A 16514-nucleotide genomic window follows, 5' to 3' on the forward strand; every position below is an offset into this window, starting at 1 on the left:
CAGTCCGGGGTGGACCGGCCGGTCAGCGCGGGTCGGAGTCGATCAGCAGCCTGCCCCCGCTGGAGATCACCACGACCTGCCGCTTGCGGGATTCCTCGGCCCCCGCGGCCGTCGTGGTGGTCACGTCGACCGGCACGTTGACCGACCCGTTCGCGTTCGCCGTGACGCCGTTGGCGTTGCGCGAGCTGACCGACCGGAAACCCTCCCAGTACCGGGCGAACGCCGCCTCGTCGCCGAACACGGCGCGGGCGTTCGGGCCCAGCATGGCCCAGTGCTCGGCGGCGGAGCCGTCGCCGTAGAAGGCGATCACCAGCTTGCCCGCGGAGCTGAAGTCGGACACCTTGCCGTCGCCCGCCGCGGGCGCGGGGGTCGTCGTGGTGGTGCTCGGCGGTTGCTGCTGCTGCGGGGGCGCCTGCCCCGGCACGGTCACGAAGCTGGTCACCGTCCCGGGCGGGGTGGCGTCCGTTTTGCCCGAGTTGGCGGCGATCACGGTCACCACCGCGGCGGCCAGCGCGACCACCACGAGCACCGCGCCGAGCAGGACACCGCGCTTGGGACCCGGCTGCGGGCGCGGGGCCGGGGCGGCGGCGGGCTGCTCCCGCCGGGGCGGGGGCAGGAAGCTGGTCCGCGGCGGCACCGGCGGCGCGGCGGCGGGCCGGGCGGGCACGGTGCGCTGCTCGGTGAACGGCACCGGCTGCGGCAGCGGCTGCGCGGGCAGCGGCGCGGTGGGCACGGTCAGCGCGCTCACCGCCTGCTCCATCGTCGGCCGGTTCGCCGGGTCCACGCTGAGCAGCGCCATCAGCGTGTCGGTGAGCGGGCCCGCGTTGCGCGGGTGCTGGATGTTGCCGGAGGACACCGCGTGCAGCAGGGCCAGCGCGTTCGGGTTCAGGCCGAACGGCGGGGTGCCCTCGATGGCGTGGTAGAGCGTGGCACCCAGGGAGAACACGTCCGAGGCGCGGCTGGGGTCCTGGCCGCGGGCGATCTCCGGGGCCAGGTAGGCGGGGGTGCCCGCGAGCATCCCGGTCTCGGTGACCGTGCCGTCGTCGATGGCCCGGGAGATGCCGAAGTCGGTGATCTTCACCGTGCCCGCGTCGTCGAGCAGGATGTTGCCCGGCTTGACGTCGCGGTGCACGATCCCGGCCGCGTGCGCCGCGGCCAGCGCCGCCGCCACCTGCGACCCGATCGCGGCGACCTGCTCCGGCGGCAGCGTGCCGCGCTCGGCGATGACCGCGGACAGGCTGCGCGACGGCAGGAACTCCATGATCAGGCACGGGTCGCCGTCGTGCTCGGCCACGTCGAGCATGGCGATGGCGTTGCGGTGGTGCAGCCGCGCGGCGATCCGCGCCTCCCGCATCGCCCGCCTGCGCGCCTCGTCGGTCTGCGTCTGCGACAGGCCGGGCCGCACCACCAGTTGCTTGATCGCGATGACCCGCTCGAGCCGTTCGTCCTTGGCCCGCCAGACGATTCCCATGGCGCCGCTGCCGATGGTCTCGAGCAACCGATAGCGACCGGCGACCAACTGACCCTGTTCGATGACCAGGTACTCCTCGCGTGTGTGGTTGCAGGCCCCGACCTGAGTACCCGAGACTAGCGAACCGCACCGCGGCGGCGGCCATTCGTCCGCCCGCGAACCGGCGGGTGCCGGGCCGCATGAGACCCCCGTCTCACGCGACCCGGTCGTCCTGCGGCCCGGATGCCTTGACCACGCCCAGGAATCGCCGCCAGCCGCCGACGAGGGGAACCCGCAGGACTGTGCGCGGTTCCACTCCCCGAACCGCCACCGAGTCCGCCGCGATGCTCACCTCGACACAACTGCCGTTGGAGCAGTGACTGCTCCGCCTGAACCGTTCCACTCCGCCACCCCTCTCCGGAGCCACATCGCGGAGGAATCCCCGTGTCCGGCAGTCAGCGATGTGACAGGACTTTCACCTTCAGGTTAGCGGTCGATAACAGGTGATCACCAGGGACGAAAAGCGGACAGCGGGCTCAGCCCGCCGGACAGCCCACCGCGTCCCCCTTGATCGCGGCGTTGAACCGGGTCCACGCCCGCGCGGGGAGCACGTGGGCGGGGGCGGCGGGGTTCTTCGAGTCGCGCAGCGCGACCCTGCCGTCGGCGAGCATGGCGACCTGGACGCAGTTGCCATTCGAGCAGAAGCTGCTCCGCCGGAATTCGGCATCGATTGTCACGGGTTGTCCTACTGGTTGTTGGCCATGATTTTCTTTATCAGGGCGTCGGTGTCATCCTCGCTGAGGCTTTTCCCGGCGAGGGCCTGGAAGAACAAGGTGTACCGCTCGATGTCGGATTCCACCTCCAACCAGCGGTCACCTCCCGGCAGTTCGATGTGGACGGCGTTGCGGTCGTAGTCGCTGTCGAAGGTGAAGATGACGAACGAGCACTGGGCGCCCATGTCGGGCTGGGCGGAGAAGGGGAAGACCCGCAGCCGCCTGCCGGTGGTCTCGTTCACCGCCAACAGGGATTCGAGCTGGTCGCGCATGACGCCCGCGTCGCCGACCCGGCGGTGCAGGGTCGCCTCGTCCAGGATGATGTCCAGCCGGGGCAGGTCGGTGCGGGCGCCGAACTCCTGCTGCCGCTTCATGCGCAGGCCCACGCGGTCCTCGACGATGCTCTCCCGCTCGTGCGGGGCGATCGACCGCAGCAGCGCGCGGGCGTACCGCTCGGTCTGCAGGAGCCCGTAGATGTAGGAGATGCTGAAGTCGCGTTGCAGCGAGGCCTCGGACTCCAGTGAGATGTACTGGTCGAGGTTGCTCGTCAGCGCGTCGTTGAGGTCCTGCCACCAGGCCTGGCGGCGGCCGTCCCCGGCCAGGCGCAGCAGGCGGTCCTGGGCCCGCTGGTCGGTGAGGCCGTAGAGGCCGAGCAGGTCGCGGATGTCGCGCGTCTTGGGGATGCCCTGGCCGGTCTCCAGGCGCGAGACCTTGCTGGTGCTGCACTCGAGGTGGGCGGCGGCGTGCTCGAGGTGCAGGCCCGCGGCCTCGCGGAGCCTGCGGAGTTCGGCGCCCAGGCGGCGTCGGGGGATGAGCGGGCCCTGGCTGGGCATGTCCCCTCCTACTCGGCGGCGTGACCCCGGACGGTGTCGATCTTGCTGCCTCGGCTGTCGTGGCGGCTCTCCGGACGGCTCAACGCGTCGCGAAGTGGCCGACCCGGGCGGAGTCGCCGCGCAGCGTGGTGCAATTGCATGGCGAGAGCCCGTCGAGGTTAACACCGGCGTCCCGGGTCGGCGCCAGTGGGAGCGCGGCGCGCGCCGCGCCGCCCAACTTGTTGCCGGGCTTGAAATCCAGTGTTCACCAGGGAGCTTTTCGGCGGGATCACACCTTCGGATGGTTCGTGCGATCGTTGGGCCATTCGGCTGACACCCGGGGTCCTGATGCTGCTCCGAACGGGTGGTGCCACCTTGTGCAATTGCATGAGGAACTTGTTTTAGGCACTTCTGTCACGCAATCTGAGTACCGGTGGCGTACGCCACACGGGAGGCGGCCTCGGGAGCCGCCCCCGGCCAGGGAATGAGGTGCTCGATGAGGGAGAACCAGCAGGTCACAGCTCTTCTGACAGCAACGGTGCTGTTCGGCGCACTCGTCGTGGGGTGCGCCCGGGAGGCGGCGGGGGACGACGACGTCCTCGTGCTCGCCATGACGGCGGGGGCCAACGAGCCCGCGCCCGCGCTGACCGCGCGGGCGCGGCAGGAGATCACCGCCGCGCTGCGGGGCGACCACGCGAGCCTGCGGGTCGTGGTGGCCGGGGACCAGCGGCCCAGGGTGGTCGAGGAAGGGCAGTTGCGGCTGCGGCGCGGGGCGCAGGTCGAGCACGACGGCGCGCGGCGCGCGGCGCTCACCCGGCAGGAGGTGGAGCGGGTGGGCGCGCTCCTGGCCGGGACCGGGAGCGGCGCCGCCCGGTCGGACCCGCTCGCCCTGCTCGACCACATCGGGCGCACCCCGGGCCGGGTCACCGGGGTGCTGCTCAGCTCCGGCCTGCAGACCACCGGGCCGCTGGCCACCGCGGTCCTCGGCTGGGACCGGGTCGGGGCGGGGGCGACCGTGGAACGCGCCCGGTCGCTCGGGCTCGTCCCGGACCTGACCGGGAAGCGGGTCGTGTTCAGCGGGATCGGGGACACCGAGGCACCGCAGCGGCCGCTGCCGCCGCAACTGCGCAACCGGCTGGTGGACTTCTGGACGGGGCTCTGCCGCGCGGGCGGCGCGGCGGAGTGCGCGGTGGACCCCGACCCGGTGACCGGCGGGCGGCCGGTCTCGACCACACCGGTGCCCACGGTCCCGGTCCCCGAACCGCCGGTCATCTCGGAGCCGGTCCCGCAGGCCAGGCCGATCGCGCTGCCCAGCGACGTGCTGTTCGGACCCGACTCCGCCGTGCTGCTGGAATCGGCCGGGCCGGTGCTGCGGCAGCTCGCCGGGAACCTCCCGCCGGGGGCGGGCATCACCCTGACCGGGCACACCGCCTCCGTCGGACCCGCCGACACCGCCCGGCGGCTGAGCCTGGCCAGGGCCACCGCGGTCCGCGACGCCCTGGTGGCGCTGGGGGTGCCGGGGTCGGCGGTGACCGTCCTCGGGGTGGGGTTCGACGAGCCCCTTGCCGTCGACGTGGGACCCGACGGCGCCCTGGACCCCGTGGCGGCGCAGCGCAACCGCGCCGTCGTGGTCGAGGTGACCGCGGGGGGTGGGCGGTCGTGAGGCGGCACCTGAGCACCGCGGAGTGGCTGCGGCACCCGTGGCGGTCCTCGACCGCGACCTCCCTCGCCCGGCGGGGTGGCGGGGGCGGTCCGGCCGAGGCGGCGCACGGGTCGCTGGCCGAGTCGGCGGCGAACCGGGTGTTCGGTCGGCGCGGGCGCCGGGTCCTGCGGTGGAGCGGCAGGGCGCAGCGGGCGGCGCTGGCGGCGGAGCTGCGCTGCGCGGACGTCGTCGCGGCCGAGGACCGGGACCGGGTCGTCGGGGGGAAGCGGGCCACGGCCTGGTCGGGGTGGTCGACCACCGCCCGGGCGGCGCGCGGCGAGCTGGCCGCGGCCAGGGCCGCGATCCGCGCCGACCGGGAGCGGGGCATGGCCGTCCACGACCACGCCCGCGGCCGGGCGGCGACGGTGCTGGCACACCTGCTGCTGCTGGTCGACGCGGTGGCGCTGCTGGTGGTGTTCGGCCTGCTGCTCAACCTCGACTGGACCGACCCCGGCGTCCCGGAGCTTGTGACGGCCTGCGCGTTCGCCCTGTTCGGGGCCGGGGTGCAGGCGAAGCTGGCGGTCGCCGTCGGGGAGCGGGTCTGGGCCTGGCGGGTGGCCAGCGCCCGCCCCGACACCGAGCACGACCCGGCGGAGGAGTTCCCGCCGCGCGGCCCGGTGCTGGTGCTGCTGTGCCTGCTGCTGGGGTCGATCAGCGCGGGAGCGGCGGCGTCGGTCTTCCTGCGGATCAGGTACGAGGGGCAGTCGGTCGACCAGGTGGGGGTGGCGTCGGTGGTGGGGCTGGTGCTCGCGGGCTGCGCGGTCGCGGCGCCGTGGGTGCTGGTGCTCCAGCACGCCTTCGACGGGTCGCCGACGACCCGGCTGGTGGCCGGGCTCACCGCCGTGGTGCACCGGGCGGACGTCGAGCGGGCCCGCGGCCTGCGCCGGGCCGACCGGGCCATCGCCGACGCGCGGTCGATCGACGCCAGGATGCGGCGCGAGCGGGCGCGGATCGACCTGCGCGTCGAACGGCACCTGCTGCGCGCGCGGCGCACCGTCCTGCTGGCCCGCTCCTGCGCGGGGAACGACCAGGTGGTGGGGAAGCAGGCACCGCCAGCGTGCCCGATGCTCGACACCGCGCTGGAGCAGTCGGCGGGAGCGCTGGTCCAGGCGCAGGCGATCCGGGAGGCGGTGGTGGGCACCGGCGGCCCCGCCGACGAGCGCTTCGGCCGGGAGGAGGCGCTGGTCCGCCGCGAGTGGTGACGCGGGCGGGGTCGCACCCTTCGTCGGTGCGACCCCCGCCCAGGGGTATCGCGCGACCGTGCGTGAGCGGGATGATGCGGTGCGAGCACGGACGGTGCGCCCCCGCGGCGCGCGGTGAGACAACGAGGAGGTTCCGCGGTGGCCGCACTCACGACGCACCTGCTGACGGTGGCGGAGGTGATCGCCGAGACGCCCGACGCCCGCTCGATCGTCTTCGACGCGCAGCTCGACTACCGGCCCGGCCAGTTCCTGACGCTGCGGGTGCCCAGCGACGAGTGCGGCTCGGTGGCCCGCTGCTACTCGCTGTCGAGTTCCCCGCACACCGGCGACCGCCCGCAGGTCACCGTCAAGCGCACCGCCGACGGCTACGCCTCCAACTGGGTCTGCGACAACGTCGCCCCCGGTGACACGATCGAGGTGCTGGCACCCTCGGGCGTGTTCGGCCCCAAGCACTACGACCACGACCTGCTGCTGTTCGCGGGCGGCTCCGGCATCACCCCGATCATGTCGATCATCAAGTCCGCGCTGGACCAGGGCCACCGCGAGGTCGCCCTGGTCTACGCCAACCGCGACCCCCGGTCGGTGATCTTCGCCGACCGGCTGGCCGAGCTGGCCGCGGCGCACCCGGGCAGGCTCACCGTGGCGCACTGGCTGGAGTCCGAGCGCGGCATCCCGGCCCTGGCCGACCTGGTCGACCTGGCCCGCCCGCACGCCGACCACGACGTCTACACCTGCGGCCCGCAGCCGTTCATGACCGCGGTGACCGAGGCGCTGACCGAGCTGGGGGTGCCGCGCGAGCGCAGGCACATGGAGCGGTTCGTGTCCCTGGCGGCCAACCCGTTCGAGCGGCTGGAGCAGGCCGCGGCCAAGGCGGCGGCGAAGGCGGCGGCCGAGGCGAAGCCGCTGGAGACCGCCGTGGTGACCGTGCAGCTCGACGGTGCCACGCACACCGTGGACTGGCCGGTGGGCGACGTCCTGCTCGACGTCCTGCTGGACGCGGGGATCGAAGCCCCCTACTCCTGCCAGGCCGCCTCCTGCGGGAGCTGCGTCTACAAGCTCGTCTCCGGCGACGTGCGGATGGACGCCGACGACCCGCTGTCGGAGGAGGAGAAGGCCGACGGCCACCGGCTCGCCTGCCAGTCGCACCCGCTGACCGAGAAGGTCGAGATCGCCTACGAGTGAGGACCGCACCGATGCCGATCGACCCCGGGGCGGCGCTCGGTGCCCGGCTGCCCGACGTCGACCACCGCTGGTCCCCGGTCGACGTGCAGCGCTACCACCTGGCCCTGGGCGCGGGCAGCGACCCGTTCGACCCGAGGGAGCTGCGCTACGCCCACGAGGACGGCCTGCGCGTGCTGCCCACCTACGGCGCCCTCGTGCCCAGCCTGGGCATGTTCGACCCGCCCGCGCTGACCCTGCCCGGGGTGCGCGCCGACCTGTCCCGGGTGCTGCACGGCGGCCAGACGGTGTCGGTGCGGCTGCCGCTGCCGACCGAGGGCGAGGTGCGCGTCGAGCGGTCGCTGACGCAGCTCTGGGACAAGGGTTCCAGCGCGGTGCTGGTGGTCGACTCGGTGGCGCACGCGCAGGCCGGTCCACTGTGGACGAGCAGATCGACGCTGGTCGTGCGCGGCCTGGGCGGCTTCGGCGGCGACCGCGGCCCGAAGGCCGAGCGGTGGACCCCACCGGGCCCACCGGACCTCACCGTCGACTCGGTGACCCTGCCGCAGCAGGCCCTGCTCTACCGGCTGTGCGGCGACCGCAACCCCCTGCACGCCGACCCCGCCTTCGCCAGGGCCGCGGGCTTCCCGGCCCCCATCCTGCACGGCCTGTGCACCTACGGGGTGGTCTGCAAGGCCCTCATCGGCGCGGTCCTCGACGGCGACCCGGACCCGGTCACCGACTTCGGCGCCCGCTTCACCGGCGTCGTCTACCCGGGCGAAACCCTGCGCACCCGAGCCTGGCTGTCGGAGTCGTCCCTGCGCGCCCGCACCACCGTCCCCGCCCGCGACGACGCCCCCGCCCTCGACGACGTGGAACTGAGCTGGGCCTAGGGCTGTCTTCGACGCCACCCGACCACCCCCGAAACCGCCGACCCGGCTTAGCATCGGTTCATGGGACGAAAGCGGGTGCTGCGCAAGGCCGGGCTGCTGGCGCTGACGGTCAACGCCCTGCGCCCGCTGCGCAACCCGTGGACCTCGCTGCCCACGTTCCTCGCGGGCTGGCTCACCGCCGAGCTGTCACCGCACCTGCTGGCCGCGGAGACGGCGGCCACGCTCACCGGCCTCGCCCGCCGCGGCCTGCGCGACCGGGACGACCGGGTCGCCGCCGTGCTCGGCGGGCTGTCCGTCGCCGGGCTGGCCGCGCTGGCGCTGTCCGGGCGCAAGGCGGCGGCGGAGGTGGAGGCCGGGCTGCGCGAGGCGCTGGGCGAGGACTACGCCGACGGCCTCGACCACGTGCCCACCCGGGCGGAGCTGGCGGTGCCGTGGCGGCAGGTGCTGCTGCCGTTCCGGCTGGCCGACCCGACCGTGGTGCGCCGCCGCGACCTGCCCTACGCCCCCGGCGGGCGGCGCTTCGAGCTGGACGTCTACCACCACCGCGACCAGGGCGCGAAGCGGCCGGTGCTGGTCCAGGTGCACGGCGGCGCGTGGCTGACCGGCCGCAAGGACCAGCAGGGCATCCCGCTGATGCTGCACCTGGCCGCCAACGGCTGGCTGTGCGTCTCGGCGAACTACCCGCTGTCCCCGAAGACCCGGGTCGACCAGCAGCTCGTCGCGCTCAAGCGGGCGGTGGCCTGGGTGCGCGAGCACGCGGCCGAGTACGGCGGCGACCCGGGGTTCATCGCCGTCACCGGCGGGTCGGCGGGCGGGCACCTGGCGACCATGCTGGCGCTGACCGGCAACGACCCGCACTGGCAGCCCGGGTTCGAGGACGCCGACACCTCGGTGCAGGCCTGCGCGCCGCACTACGGCGTCTACGACCTCGCCGCCGAGACCGAGACCCGCGCCGCCACCGTGCGGCTGTCGCTGCTGCTGAGCCGCTACGTCGTCGGCAAGGACCCGCGCCGGTACCCGGAGCTGTACCGGAGCCTGTCGCCGCTGGCGCAGGTGCGCGCCGACGCGCCGCCGTTCTTCGTGGTGCACGGTGCCGCCGACACGCTGGTCCCGGTGCCGGAGGCGCGCGAGTTCGTGCGCCGCCTGCGGGCGGTGTCGGCGAACCCGGTCGCGTACGCGGAGATCAGCGGCGCGCAGCACGCGTTCGACGTCTTCCCCTCGATCCGCAGCGCGCACGTGCTGCGCGGGGTGGCCCGGTTCCTGGAGTGGACCCACCGAAACACGGCCTAGACCGGTGCGGTGACCACAGGCATGCTGTGCGGCGTGACCGAGAACCCCCCCGTCCCCGCCTTCGACCTCATCGGCAGCCGCTACGACGAGTCCTTCGTGGAGCGCGACGTCCAGATCGCCGAGGCGCAGTGGCTGATCGACCAGCTCCCCGCCGGGTCGCGGGTGCTGGACCTGGGCTGCGGCAGCGGCCTGCCCACCGTCAAGCAGTTCGTCGACGCGGGCCTGGAGGTCGTCGGCGTCGACGAGTCGTCGGTGATGCTCGACCTGGCCCGCGCGCACGCCCCGGGGGCCACGTTCGTCCACGGCGACCTGCGCGACCTGGCCGACCTGGGCGAATTCGACGCGGTGGCCACCTTCTTCGCCCTGCTGATGCTGCCCAAGGCCGACATCGCCGCCACCCTGCGCGCCCTCCGCAGGCTGCTGCGCGGCCCGAAGCTGCTGGTGATCAGCATGGTGCAGGGCGACTTCGACGCGTTCCCGGTGAACTTCCTCGGTTCGCCGACCACGGTCACCGCCTACCCGCCGGACCAGCTCCGCCGGGTCGTGGCGGACGCCGGTTTCGACGTGCTCGACCTGCGCGAGTTCGAGGCCGAGGCCGAGCCCGGCCGCATCGAGGTCCAGCTCTACCTGCGCGCCACCGCGAAGTGACCCCGGCGGCGGCCCGGTTCCGCGGGACCGGGCCGCCGCCGTGTCCTGTTCGTGTCCTGCCTGGAGCCTGACCGGTCGGGAAGCGGAAGGGGCCCGGCGTCGACCGCCGGGCCCCTTCCGCAACCGGGAGCAGTCCTACAGCCACTCACCGGCGGTCAGGCTGCCGCGCAGGCGGTTGAGCGCGCGGTGCTGGGCGACGCGGACGGCGGTGGCGGTGAGGCCGATGGCGGTGGCGGTCTCCTGGGCGGAGAGGCCGACGACCAGGCGCAGGACCAGGATCTCGCGCTGGCGGGGGGCGAGGGTGTCGAGCAGGCCCACCAGGCGTTCGCGCATCTCCCCGCGCAGCATGGTCTGCTCGGGGCCGAGGCCGTGGTCGATGGTGTCGGGGACGTCGGCGACGGGGTCGGAGCGGTCGCGGCCGGAGCGGCGGTAGTAGTCGGCGACCTTGTGCGAGGCGATGCCGTAGACGAACGGCAGGAACGACTCGCGGTCGTCGGAGTAGCGGGGCAGGGCGCCGAGGACGGCGAGCAGGATCTCCTGGGCGACGTCGTCGGCGGAGGAGAAGGCGCTGCCGGTGCGGCCGATGCGGGCGCGGCAGTAGCGGATGATCGCCGGGTTGATCCAGGTGAACAGCGTGCCCTGGGCTTCCCTGTCCCCGGCGAGCGAGGCGGCCACCAGCTCGTGGAACGCGGTGCTCTTGAGCCGGGTGAAGACGGCGTCCGTCGAGGCCGAGCGGCCGGGACGGGCGGTTGTGTCCGGAACGGACGGGGTAGCTGAACTCACTTGAGCCCCCAGAGATAGCGGCACGCCGAAAGAGGAGAGGACACGCCGTCGGAATCCGCGACGGCGCTGCTGTCCCGGCTCACCGCTCCACCCGTCCGCGTGACAGTCGGATTCGATGGTGGCCCTGACGGAGAGTGATGGTAGCCGGGATTTTGGCTCCGCACCAGAGGCGCGACTGCTGCATACGAGGGATGGTTCTGGATTCAACCTTAGGATGGTTAGGGTCCAAGGTCCCTATGCGGACACGGCCGTACGCAGTTCGGGCCCAGCCCCCACCGGCCGCCCCGCCCGGCCCCTCACCTGCGCATCTCTCGAATCCCGACAACCGACGTACCCTTGAGGTGCGCGACGGGGACCACAGCCTGCCCCGTTCCGGGGCAAACGGTGGACAACAGTGCGGCCGTGCTTCCGGCAGCGTGAGCGGCGCTACGCCGAACGAGTGATGCCTTGCTCGAATGGAGTAATGGCACCCGGCGCGGCGTCGTCGAACCCGGCCCACCCGAACGGGGATGCATTTCGCCATGGACATGAGCCAGCCGATCGTCGTGGTCCTGCACGGCGCCGACCGCCCACCCGCGATGGGACCGGTCGAGGCGCTGTCGCGGGTCCGCTACACGAACGCGGGCGGGCTGTGGTCGGCCCTCAACGGGGCGCACGCACTGTTCGTGTGGGACTCACGCACCCCGGTCCTGGCCCGGGTGTGGGACGCCGCGGACTCGCTGCGGTGGGTGCACGCGGCCAGCGCGGGTGTGGACAACCTGCTCTTCCCGGGGCTGCGCGACAGCGACGTGCTGCTGACCAACTCCCGCGGCGTGTTCGACGAGCCGATGGCCGAGTACGTGCTCGGCCTGGTGCTCGCCTTCGCCAAGGACCTGCCCACGACCATCCGCCTGCAGCAGCGCAGGCACTGGAGCCACCGGGAGACCGAGCGGCTGGCGGGCTCGCGGGCGCTGGTGGTCGGCACCGGTCCGATCGGCCGCGCCATCGGCCGCAAGCTCGGCGCCGCGGGGGTCATCGTCTCCGGGGTGGGCCGGGTGGCCAGGGCCGCCGACCCCGACCTGGGGGACGTGGTGCCGATGGCGGGGCTGCGCTCCGCGCTGCCGCACCACGACTGGGTGGTCCTCGCCGCCCCGCTCACCCCCGAGACGACCGGGCTGATCGACGCGGCCGCCCTGCGCGCCATGCGCGGTACCGCCCGGCTGGTCAACGTCGGCCGCGGCGGGCTGGTGGTGCAGCCGGACCTGATCGACGCGCTGGACTCGCGGGAGATCGCGGGCGCGGCCTTCGACGTGTTCCGCGACGACCCGCTGCCGCCGTCCTCGCCGCTGTGGGACATGCCGAACGTGCTGATCTCCCCGCACATGTCCGGGGACGTGGTCGGCTGGCGGGAGGAACTGGTGCGCCGCTTCCAGGACAACCTGGAGCGCTTCCGCGACGGCAGGCCGCTGGTGAACCTGGTGGACAAGCGCCGCGGGTACGTGCGCGGCGGTTCGTGACGTCGATTTGCCGCGCCCCCGGGGTCGGCGGAAATCGGTCTTGGCCTGCACTTTTCACTCTGGTGGGGGATAGTTCGGGCACTGCGGCAAACAGGTGACGCCGGTCACAGAGGTCGAACGAACCCGGTTGCTACTCTAGAGTAGGTAAGCCAGATCGGACGGTTCGACACTGAGGTGGGAGCACCATGGCCACGAAAGAGGGAACGGGCACCGCGCAGCCCAGGCGGGATGCCATGGGCACGGTCCTCGCGGCGCTGAACAAGCTGGCGAGCACGGAGGTGCTCGACCGCTTCGGCCTGCGCAAGCCGGTGGAGCGCGGGCTCTACGAGGCGACCAGGAGCGGCTTCACCGCGGTCGGCGCGGCCAGCCGCACGTTCGCCTCGGCCACCAAGCAGAGCAAGCCCAAGCGCCTGCCCTCGGCCCCGGAGCGCGGTCTGTTCGACCTGACGCCCGACGAGGAGCAGGGCATGATCCGCGAGACGGTGGTGGAGTTCGCCGCCGAGCAGATCCGCCCCATCGCCGCCGACGCCGACGCCAAGTGCGAGGCGCCGCAGGGCCTGCTCTCGCAGATCCAGGAACTCGGCGTCACCCTGGTGGGCGTGCCCGAGGAGCTCGGCGGCCTGGGCACCGAGCGCTCCGCGGTCACCAACGTCCTGGTCGCCGAGGCCCTCGCGCACGGCGACATGGGCCTCGCGGTCGCCTGCCTGGCGCCCTCGGCGGTCAGCACCGCCCTGGTCCAGTGGGGCGACGAGACCCAGCAGTCCACCTACCTGCCCGCCTTCGTCGGCGACAACGTCCCGGCCGCGGCCCTGACCATCCAGGAGCCCACGCCGCTGTTCGACCCGTTCAAGCTCAAGACCAAGGCCTACCGCACCGCGGGCGGCTTCGTCATCGAGGGCGTCAAGTCCCTGGTGCCGCGGGCCAACCAGGCCGAGCTGTTCATCGTCGCCGCCGACCTCGACGGCCGCGGCCCGGCGCTGTTCCTGGTCGAGTCCGGCTCCGCGGGCGTCACGGTCGAGTCCGAGCCCGCCATGGGCCTGCGCGCCGCGGGCATGGGCCGCCTGCGCCTGGACAAGGTCGCGCTGCCCGCCACCGCCCTGCTCGGCGGCGGCAAGGCCGACGTGTTCGCCGAGTGCGTGCGGCTCTCCCGCATCGGCTGGTGCGCCCTCGCCCTGGGCACCGGCCAGGCCGTGCTCGACTACGTCATCCCCTACGTCAACGACCGGGTGGCGTTCGGCGAGCCCATCTCGCACCGGCAGAGCGTGGCGTTCATGGTCGCCAACATCGGCATCGAGCTCGAGGGCATGCGCCTGCTCACCTACAAGGCCGCCTCGCGCGCCGAGCAGGGCAAGCCCTACGCCCGCGAGGCCGCGCTGGCCCGCAAGCTGTGCGCCGACAAGGGCATGCTGATCGGCAACGACGGCGTGCAGCTTCTCGGTGGGCACGGTTTCGTCAAGGAGCACCCCGTGGAGCGGTGGTACCGCGACCTGCGGGCCATCGGTCTGGTCGAAGGCATCGTCCTCGTCTGAGGGCCCACACGAGGCGTAAGGAACACAGGGAAATGACGATCAACCTCGAGATCCCCAAGAAGTTCGAGCAGCTCGTGGAGCAGGCCCACGCCGCCGCCGCCGAGTTCTTCCGGCCCAACTCCCGCAAGTACGACCAGGCCGAGCACACCTACCCCAAGGAGCTCGACATGCTGGCCGCCCTGCTGGACGGCCTCTCGGCCTCCGGCAACGGCACCGGCGCGGGCGGCGTCCGCCGCGGCGACGGCAAGAAGGACAAGGACCAGGGCAACCGCAACGGCTCCAACCTCCAGCTCCTCCTGGGCACCATGGAGATGTGCTGGGGCGACGTGGGCCTGCTGCTGTCGATGCCGCGCCAGGGCCTGGGCAACGCCGCCATCGCCTCGGTCGCCAACGACGAGCAGTTGGAGCGCTACAAGGGCAAGTGGGCCGCCATGGCCATCACCGAGCCCGACACCGGCTCCGACTCCGGCGCCATCCGCGCCACCGCGGTCAAGGACGGCGACTACTACGTCCTGAACGGCGAGAAGATCTTCGTGACCTCCGGCGAGCGCGCGGACTGCGTGGTCGTCTGGGCCACCCTCGACCGCAACCTGGGCAAGGCCGCGATCAAGTCCTTCGTGGTCGACCGCGGCACCCCCGGCTTCGAACTGGTGCGCCTGGAGCACAAGCTGGGCATCCGCGCGTCGGACACCGCCCACTTCCGCCTGGACAACGTCCGCGTCCACAAGGACAACCTGCTGGGCAGCCCCGAGGTCAACACCGAACAGGGCTTCGCGGGCGTCATGCAGACCTTCGACAACACCCGCCCCCTGGTGGCCGCCATGGCCATCGGCGTGGCCCGGGCGTCGCTCGAGGAAACCCGCCGCATCCTGGAGGAGTCGGGCGTCGTCATCGACTACGACCGCCCCGCCCAGACCCAGTCCGCCGCCGCCGCCACCTTCCTCCAGCTCGAAGCCGACTGGGAGGCCGCGTACCTGCTGGCCCTGGAAGCGGCGTGGATGGCCGACAACCGCAAGCCCAACTCGCTGCAGGCCTCCATGGCCAAGGCCAAGGCCGGGCGCACCGGCTCGGACGTCACCCTGCGCTGCGTGGAGCTGACGGGGTCGCTGGGCTACAGCGAGAACTCGCTCCTGGAGAAGTGGGCCCGCGACTCGAAGATCCTGGACATCTTCGAGGGCACCCAGCAGATCCAGCAGCTCATCGTGGCCCGCCGCCTGCTCGGGAAGTCGTCGTCTGAGCTGAAGTGACTTAGTAACAACGGTTCTGACATGGCAGCGCCCGAGTCCCCTGTGGACTCGGGCGCTGCTGTATAGGGCGGTTGCCGGGAGCATTTTCGGTTGAGGTCAGTTGAGGACCACCGCTTGGTGCAGGGTGCGGATTAGTTGATGGGCCAGTACCCACCGGATGTCGGGGTTGTCGAAGTCAACGACGGACACTCCGGCGGCCACCGGCCCAGTGGGCGACGGTGTGTAGAGGGTGCCTCGGATGCCGACGATCGGGGCGGTGAAAGCCCGGATCGCCGCGTGGCTCTCGCGCAGGGCCGGGCAGGCCCGGATGGCGATGGGTAGGCAGTGGACGCAGATCGGGGGTTCGGTGACATCCATGCCCTGTGGCCATCCCGGCCAGTCGGTGCGCCGGTCTTGCAGGAGCCACAGGGTGCCGTCGTCGTCGTTCTGGTCGGCGGGGCCTGCGCACACCTGGCAGAGCAGTTCGCCCATGACCTGGCGTTGGCGGGCGCTGTGCACCGCCGCGAACTGCGGGGCGCCCTGCCCGGGTGCTGACGGGGCACGCTGCCATAACACGCCCCGGTCGTCTCGGTCCCCGGTGGTCTCGTCTGCGTAGGCGATGCCACCACCCGGGCATTGGACAAGCGGGCCTGTCTCGGACTGCTCCGCAGACCATGCGGTGATGCAAGGGACACGGGGATGGTGGGTTGTCGCGGTCACCGCTCACTCTCCTCACCATCAGGGAGGTCGAGGAGGCACGCCAGGGCGGGTGGGTAGTCCCTGTCCGGAGCCCAGTTCCCCCGGGCGAGGGCGTGGACCACCACCGAACCCAACGTCATCTGGTTTCCCGCGAGCAGTCCTGGGAACAGGGGCGGGTGCCAGGGCACCGCGTCGACCACGTGGTAGGCGATGCCGTCCAAGGTCGACCCCGTCAGCTCCAAGGACAGGATCCCGCCGTCCGGGGTTCGTCGAGCCACCATGTCCCAGTCGCCGTCCAGGGACTCGCGCCAGGTCAGCAGACCCGCGCACACCTGCTGGAGGTTGCCGCACCTGATCTCGATCATGACCGGGAACCGCACCCCGGTGTTGATCCGCACCGACACCGGACCGGCCAGCTTGTGCCGGTGCTCGTGCAGGTGCCGATCCAGCGACCGCACCAGCTCCGCCATCGAGTGCCGCGCATCCGGTGCCGCGCTTTCGCCGGTCGGGACCGCTGCACGTTGCCGGGCCTCTGTCATCGCCGTCCTCTCTGGATCGCCATGATCGAAACTCCTGCCGTTCCGCAACCGGTGTTTCGGCCGCTGCCCACAGGTTCGACCGGCAGAGGTCTCATCCAAAGACCCCGAGTGTTCGCCGCAGGAGCCGAGTTCTCGGGCCGCCGAGGACCCAAGAACTCATGCGACTCCCGCAACGTCATTGGCGGCCCTGCCTTCTGCTGCCTCTTCTGACGAGTCACCGCACACCCCGCCTGCCACTGCGGAGCCGACCACCTTGCACCTGTGCCGCCCGGGCACCCCAGTCACGGGCCTGGAACTCGAACGCCTGCGCGGCA

At 72.6% G+C, this 16514-nt stretch carries 16 protein-coding genes; 9 read left to right on the plus strand and 7 right to left on the minus strand.

Annotated features, from left to right (window positions below; translation table 11 throughout):
- Positions 1-22 precede the first annotated feature (22 nt).
- The 4 genes from UO65_RS15765 to UO65_RS15775 all read right to left on the minus strand — a co-directional run bounded on the left by UO65_RS15765 (position 23) and on the right by UO65_RS15775 (position 3056).
- Complete coding sequence (locus UO65_RS15765; RefSeq protein ID WP_035283235.1) at positions 23-1519, minus strand: serine/threonine-protein kinase; 1497 nt, start codon at positions 1517-1519, stop codon at positions 23-25.
- 145 nt (positions 1520-1664) lie between these two features.
- Complete coding sequence (locus UO65_RS34655; protein ID WP_233427604.1) at positions 1665-1802, minus strand: hypothetical protein; 138 nt, start codon at positions 1800-1802, stop codon at positions 1665-1667.
- 184 nt (positions 1803-1986) lie between these two features.
- Complete coding sequence (locus UO65_RS34020) at positions 1987-2187, minus strand: DUF397 domain-containing protein (RefSeq protein WP_035283236.1); 201 nt, start codon at positions 2185-2187, stop codon at positions 1987-1989.
- An 8-nt stretch (positions 2188-2195) separates the two neighbouring features.
- Positions 2196-3056: a helix-turn-helix domain-containing protein gene (locus UO65_RS15775; protein WP_035283237.1), complete on the minus strand. Its 861-nt coding sequence runs from the start codon at positions 3054-3056 to the stop codon at positions 2196-2198.
- 475 nt (positions 3057-3531) lie between these two features.
- Between UO65_RS15775 and UO65_RS15780 the strand changes: the two genes are divergently transcribed.
- The 6 genes from UO65_RS15780 to UO65_RS15805 all read left to right on the plus strand — a co-directional run bounded on the left by UO65_RS15780 (position 3532) and on the right by UO65_RS15805 (position 9928).
- Positions 3532-4698 carry an OmpA family protein gene (locus UO65_RS15780; protein ID WP_152552108.1) on the plus strand — a complete coding sequence of 389 codons (1167 nt, stop codon included), beginning with the start codon at positions 3532-3534 and terminating at the stop codon, positions 4696-4698.
- On the plus strand, positions 4695-5939 hold the full coding sequence (locus UO65_RS36775; protein ID WP_035283239.1) for a hypothetical protein: 1245 nt from the start codon (positions 4695-4697) through the stop codon (positions 5937-5939). Before UO65_RS15780 ends, UO65_RS36775 begins: the two co-directional genes overlap by 4 nt.
- 138 nt (positions 5940-6077) lie before the next feature.
- The gene (locus tag UO65_RS15790; protein ID WP_035283240.1) at positions 6078-7121 is read left to right on the plus strand and encodes a ferredoxin--NADP reductase; all 1044 of its coding nucleotides are present in this window, start codon (positions 6078-6080) and stop codon (positions 7119-7121) included.
- 11 nt (positions 7122-7132) lie between these two features.
- Positions 7133-7990 (plus strand): MaoC/PaaZ C-terminal domain-containing protein, encoded by an 858-nt coding sequence (locus UO65_RS15795; protein ID WP_035283241.1) that lies wholly within the window; start codon positions 7133-7135, stop codon positions 7988-7990.
- A gap of 60 nt (positions 7991-8050) precedes the next feature.
- Positions 8051-9280: an alpha/beta hydrolase gene (locus tag UO65_RS15800; protein ID WP_035283242.1), complete on the plus strand. Its 1230-nt coding sequence runs from the start codon at positions 8051-8053 to the stop codon at positions 9278-9280.
- Positions 9281-9313: 33 nt separating this feature from the next.
- Complete coding sequence (locus UO65_RS15805; protein WP_035283269.1) at positions 9314-9928, plus strand: class I SAM-dependent methyltransferase; 615 nt, start codon at positions 9314-9316, stop codon at positions 9926-9928.
- 135 nt (positions 9929-10063) lie between these two features.
- Here the strand turns inward: UO65_RS15805 and shbA are convergent, their stop codons facing one another.
- Complete coding sequence (gene shbA / locus UO65_RS15810) at positions 10064-10711, minus strand: RNA polymerase sigma factor ShbA (protein ID WP_267880600.1); 648 nt, start codon at positions 10709-10711, stop codon at positions 10064-10066.
- 521 nt (positions 10712-11232) lie between these two features.
- On the opposite strand from shbA, the gene UO65_RS15815 reads away from it, so the two are divergent.
- The 3 genes from UO65_RS15815 (at position 11233) to UO65_RS15825 (ending at position 14983) form a co-directional block, all read left to right on the plus strand.
- Positions 11233-12207, plus strand: coding sequence for a D-2-hydroxyacid dehydrogenase (locus UO65_RS15815; RefSeq protein ID WP_035283243.1), 975 nt, complete (start codon positions 11233-11235; stop codon positions 12205-12207).
- A 233-nt stretch (positions 12208-12440) separates the two neighbouring features.
- The gene (locus tag UO65_RS15820; protein WP_035283244.1) at positions 12441-13736 is read left to right on the plus strand and encodes an acyl-CoA dehydrogenase family protein; all 1296 of its coding nucleotides are present in this window, start codon (positions 12441-12443) and stop codon (positions 13734-13736) included.
- Between the two features lie 32 nt (positions 13737-13768).
- Positions 13769-14983: an acyl-CoA dehydrogenase family protein gene (locus UO65_RS15825; protein WP_035283245.1), complete on the plus strand. Its 1215-nt coding sequence runs from the start codon at positions 13769-13771 to the stop codon at positions 14981-14983.
- Positions 14984-15079: 96 nt separating this feature from the next.
- Here the strand turns inward: UO65_RS15825 and UO65_RS15830 are convergent, their stop codons facing one another.
- Both UO65_RS15830 and UO65_RS15835 read right to left on the minus strand, forming a co-directional pair.
- Entirely contained in the window at positions 15080-15538 is a 459-nt protein-coding gene (locus tag UO65_RS15830) for a hypothetical protein (RefSeq protein ID WP_152552109.1), read from the minus strand.
- A gap of 140 nt (positions 15539-15678) precedes the next feature.
- The gene (locus UO65_RS15835; RefSeq protein ID WP_035283247.1) at positions 15679-16131 is read right to left on the minus strand and encodes a hypothetical protein; all 453 of its coding nucleotides are present in this window, start codon (positions 16129-16131) and stop codon (positions 15679-15681) included.
- Positions 16132-16514: the final 383 nt, after the last annotated feature.

The organism is Actinokineospora spheciospongiae, assembly GCF_000564855.1.
GTDB lineage: Bacteria > Actinomycetota > Actinomycetes > Mycobacteriales > Pseudonocardiaceae > Actinokineospora > Actinokineospora spheciospongiae.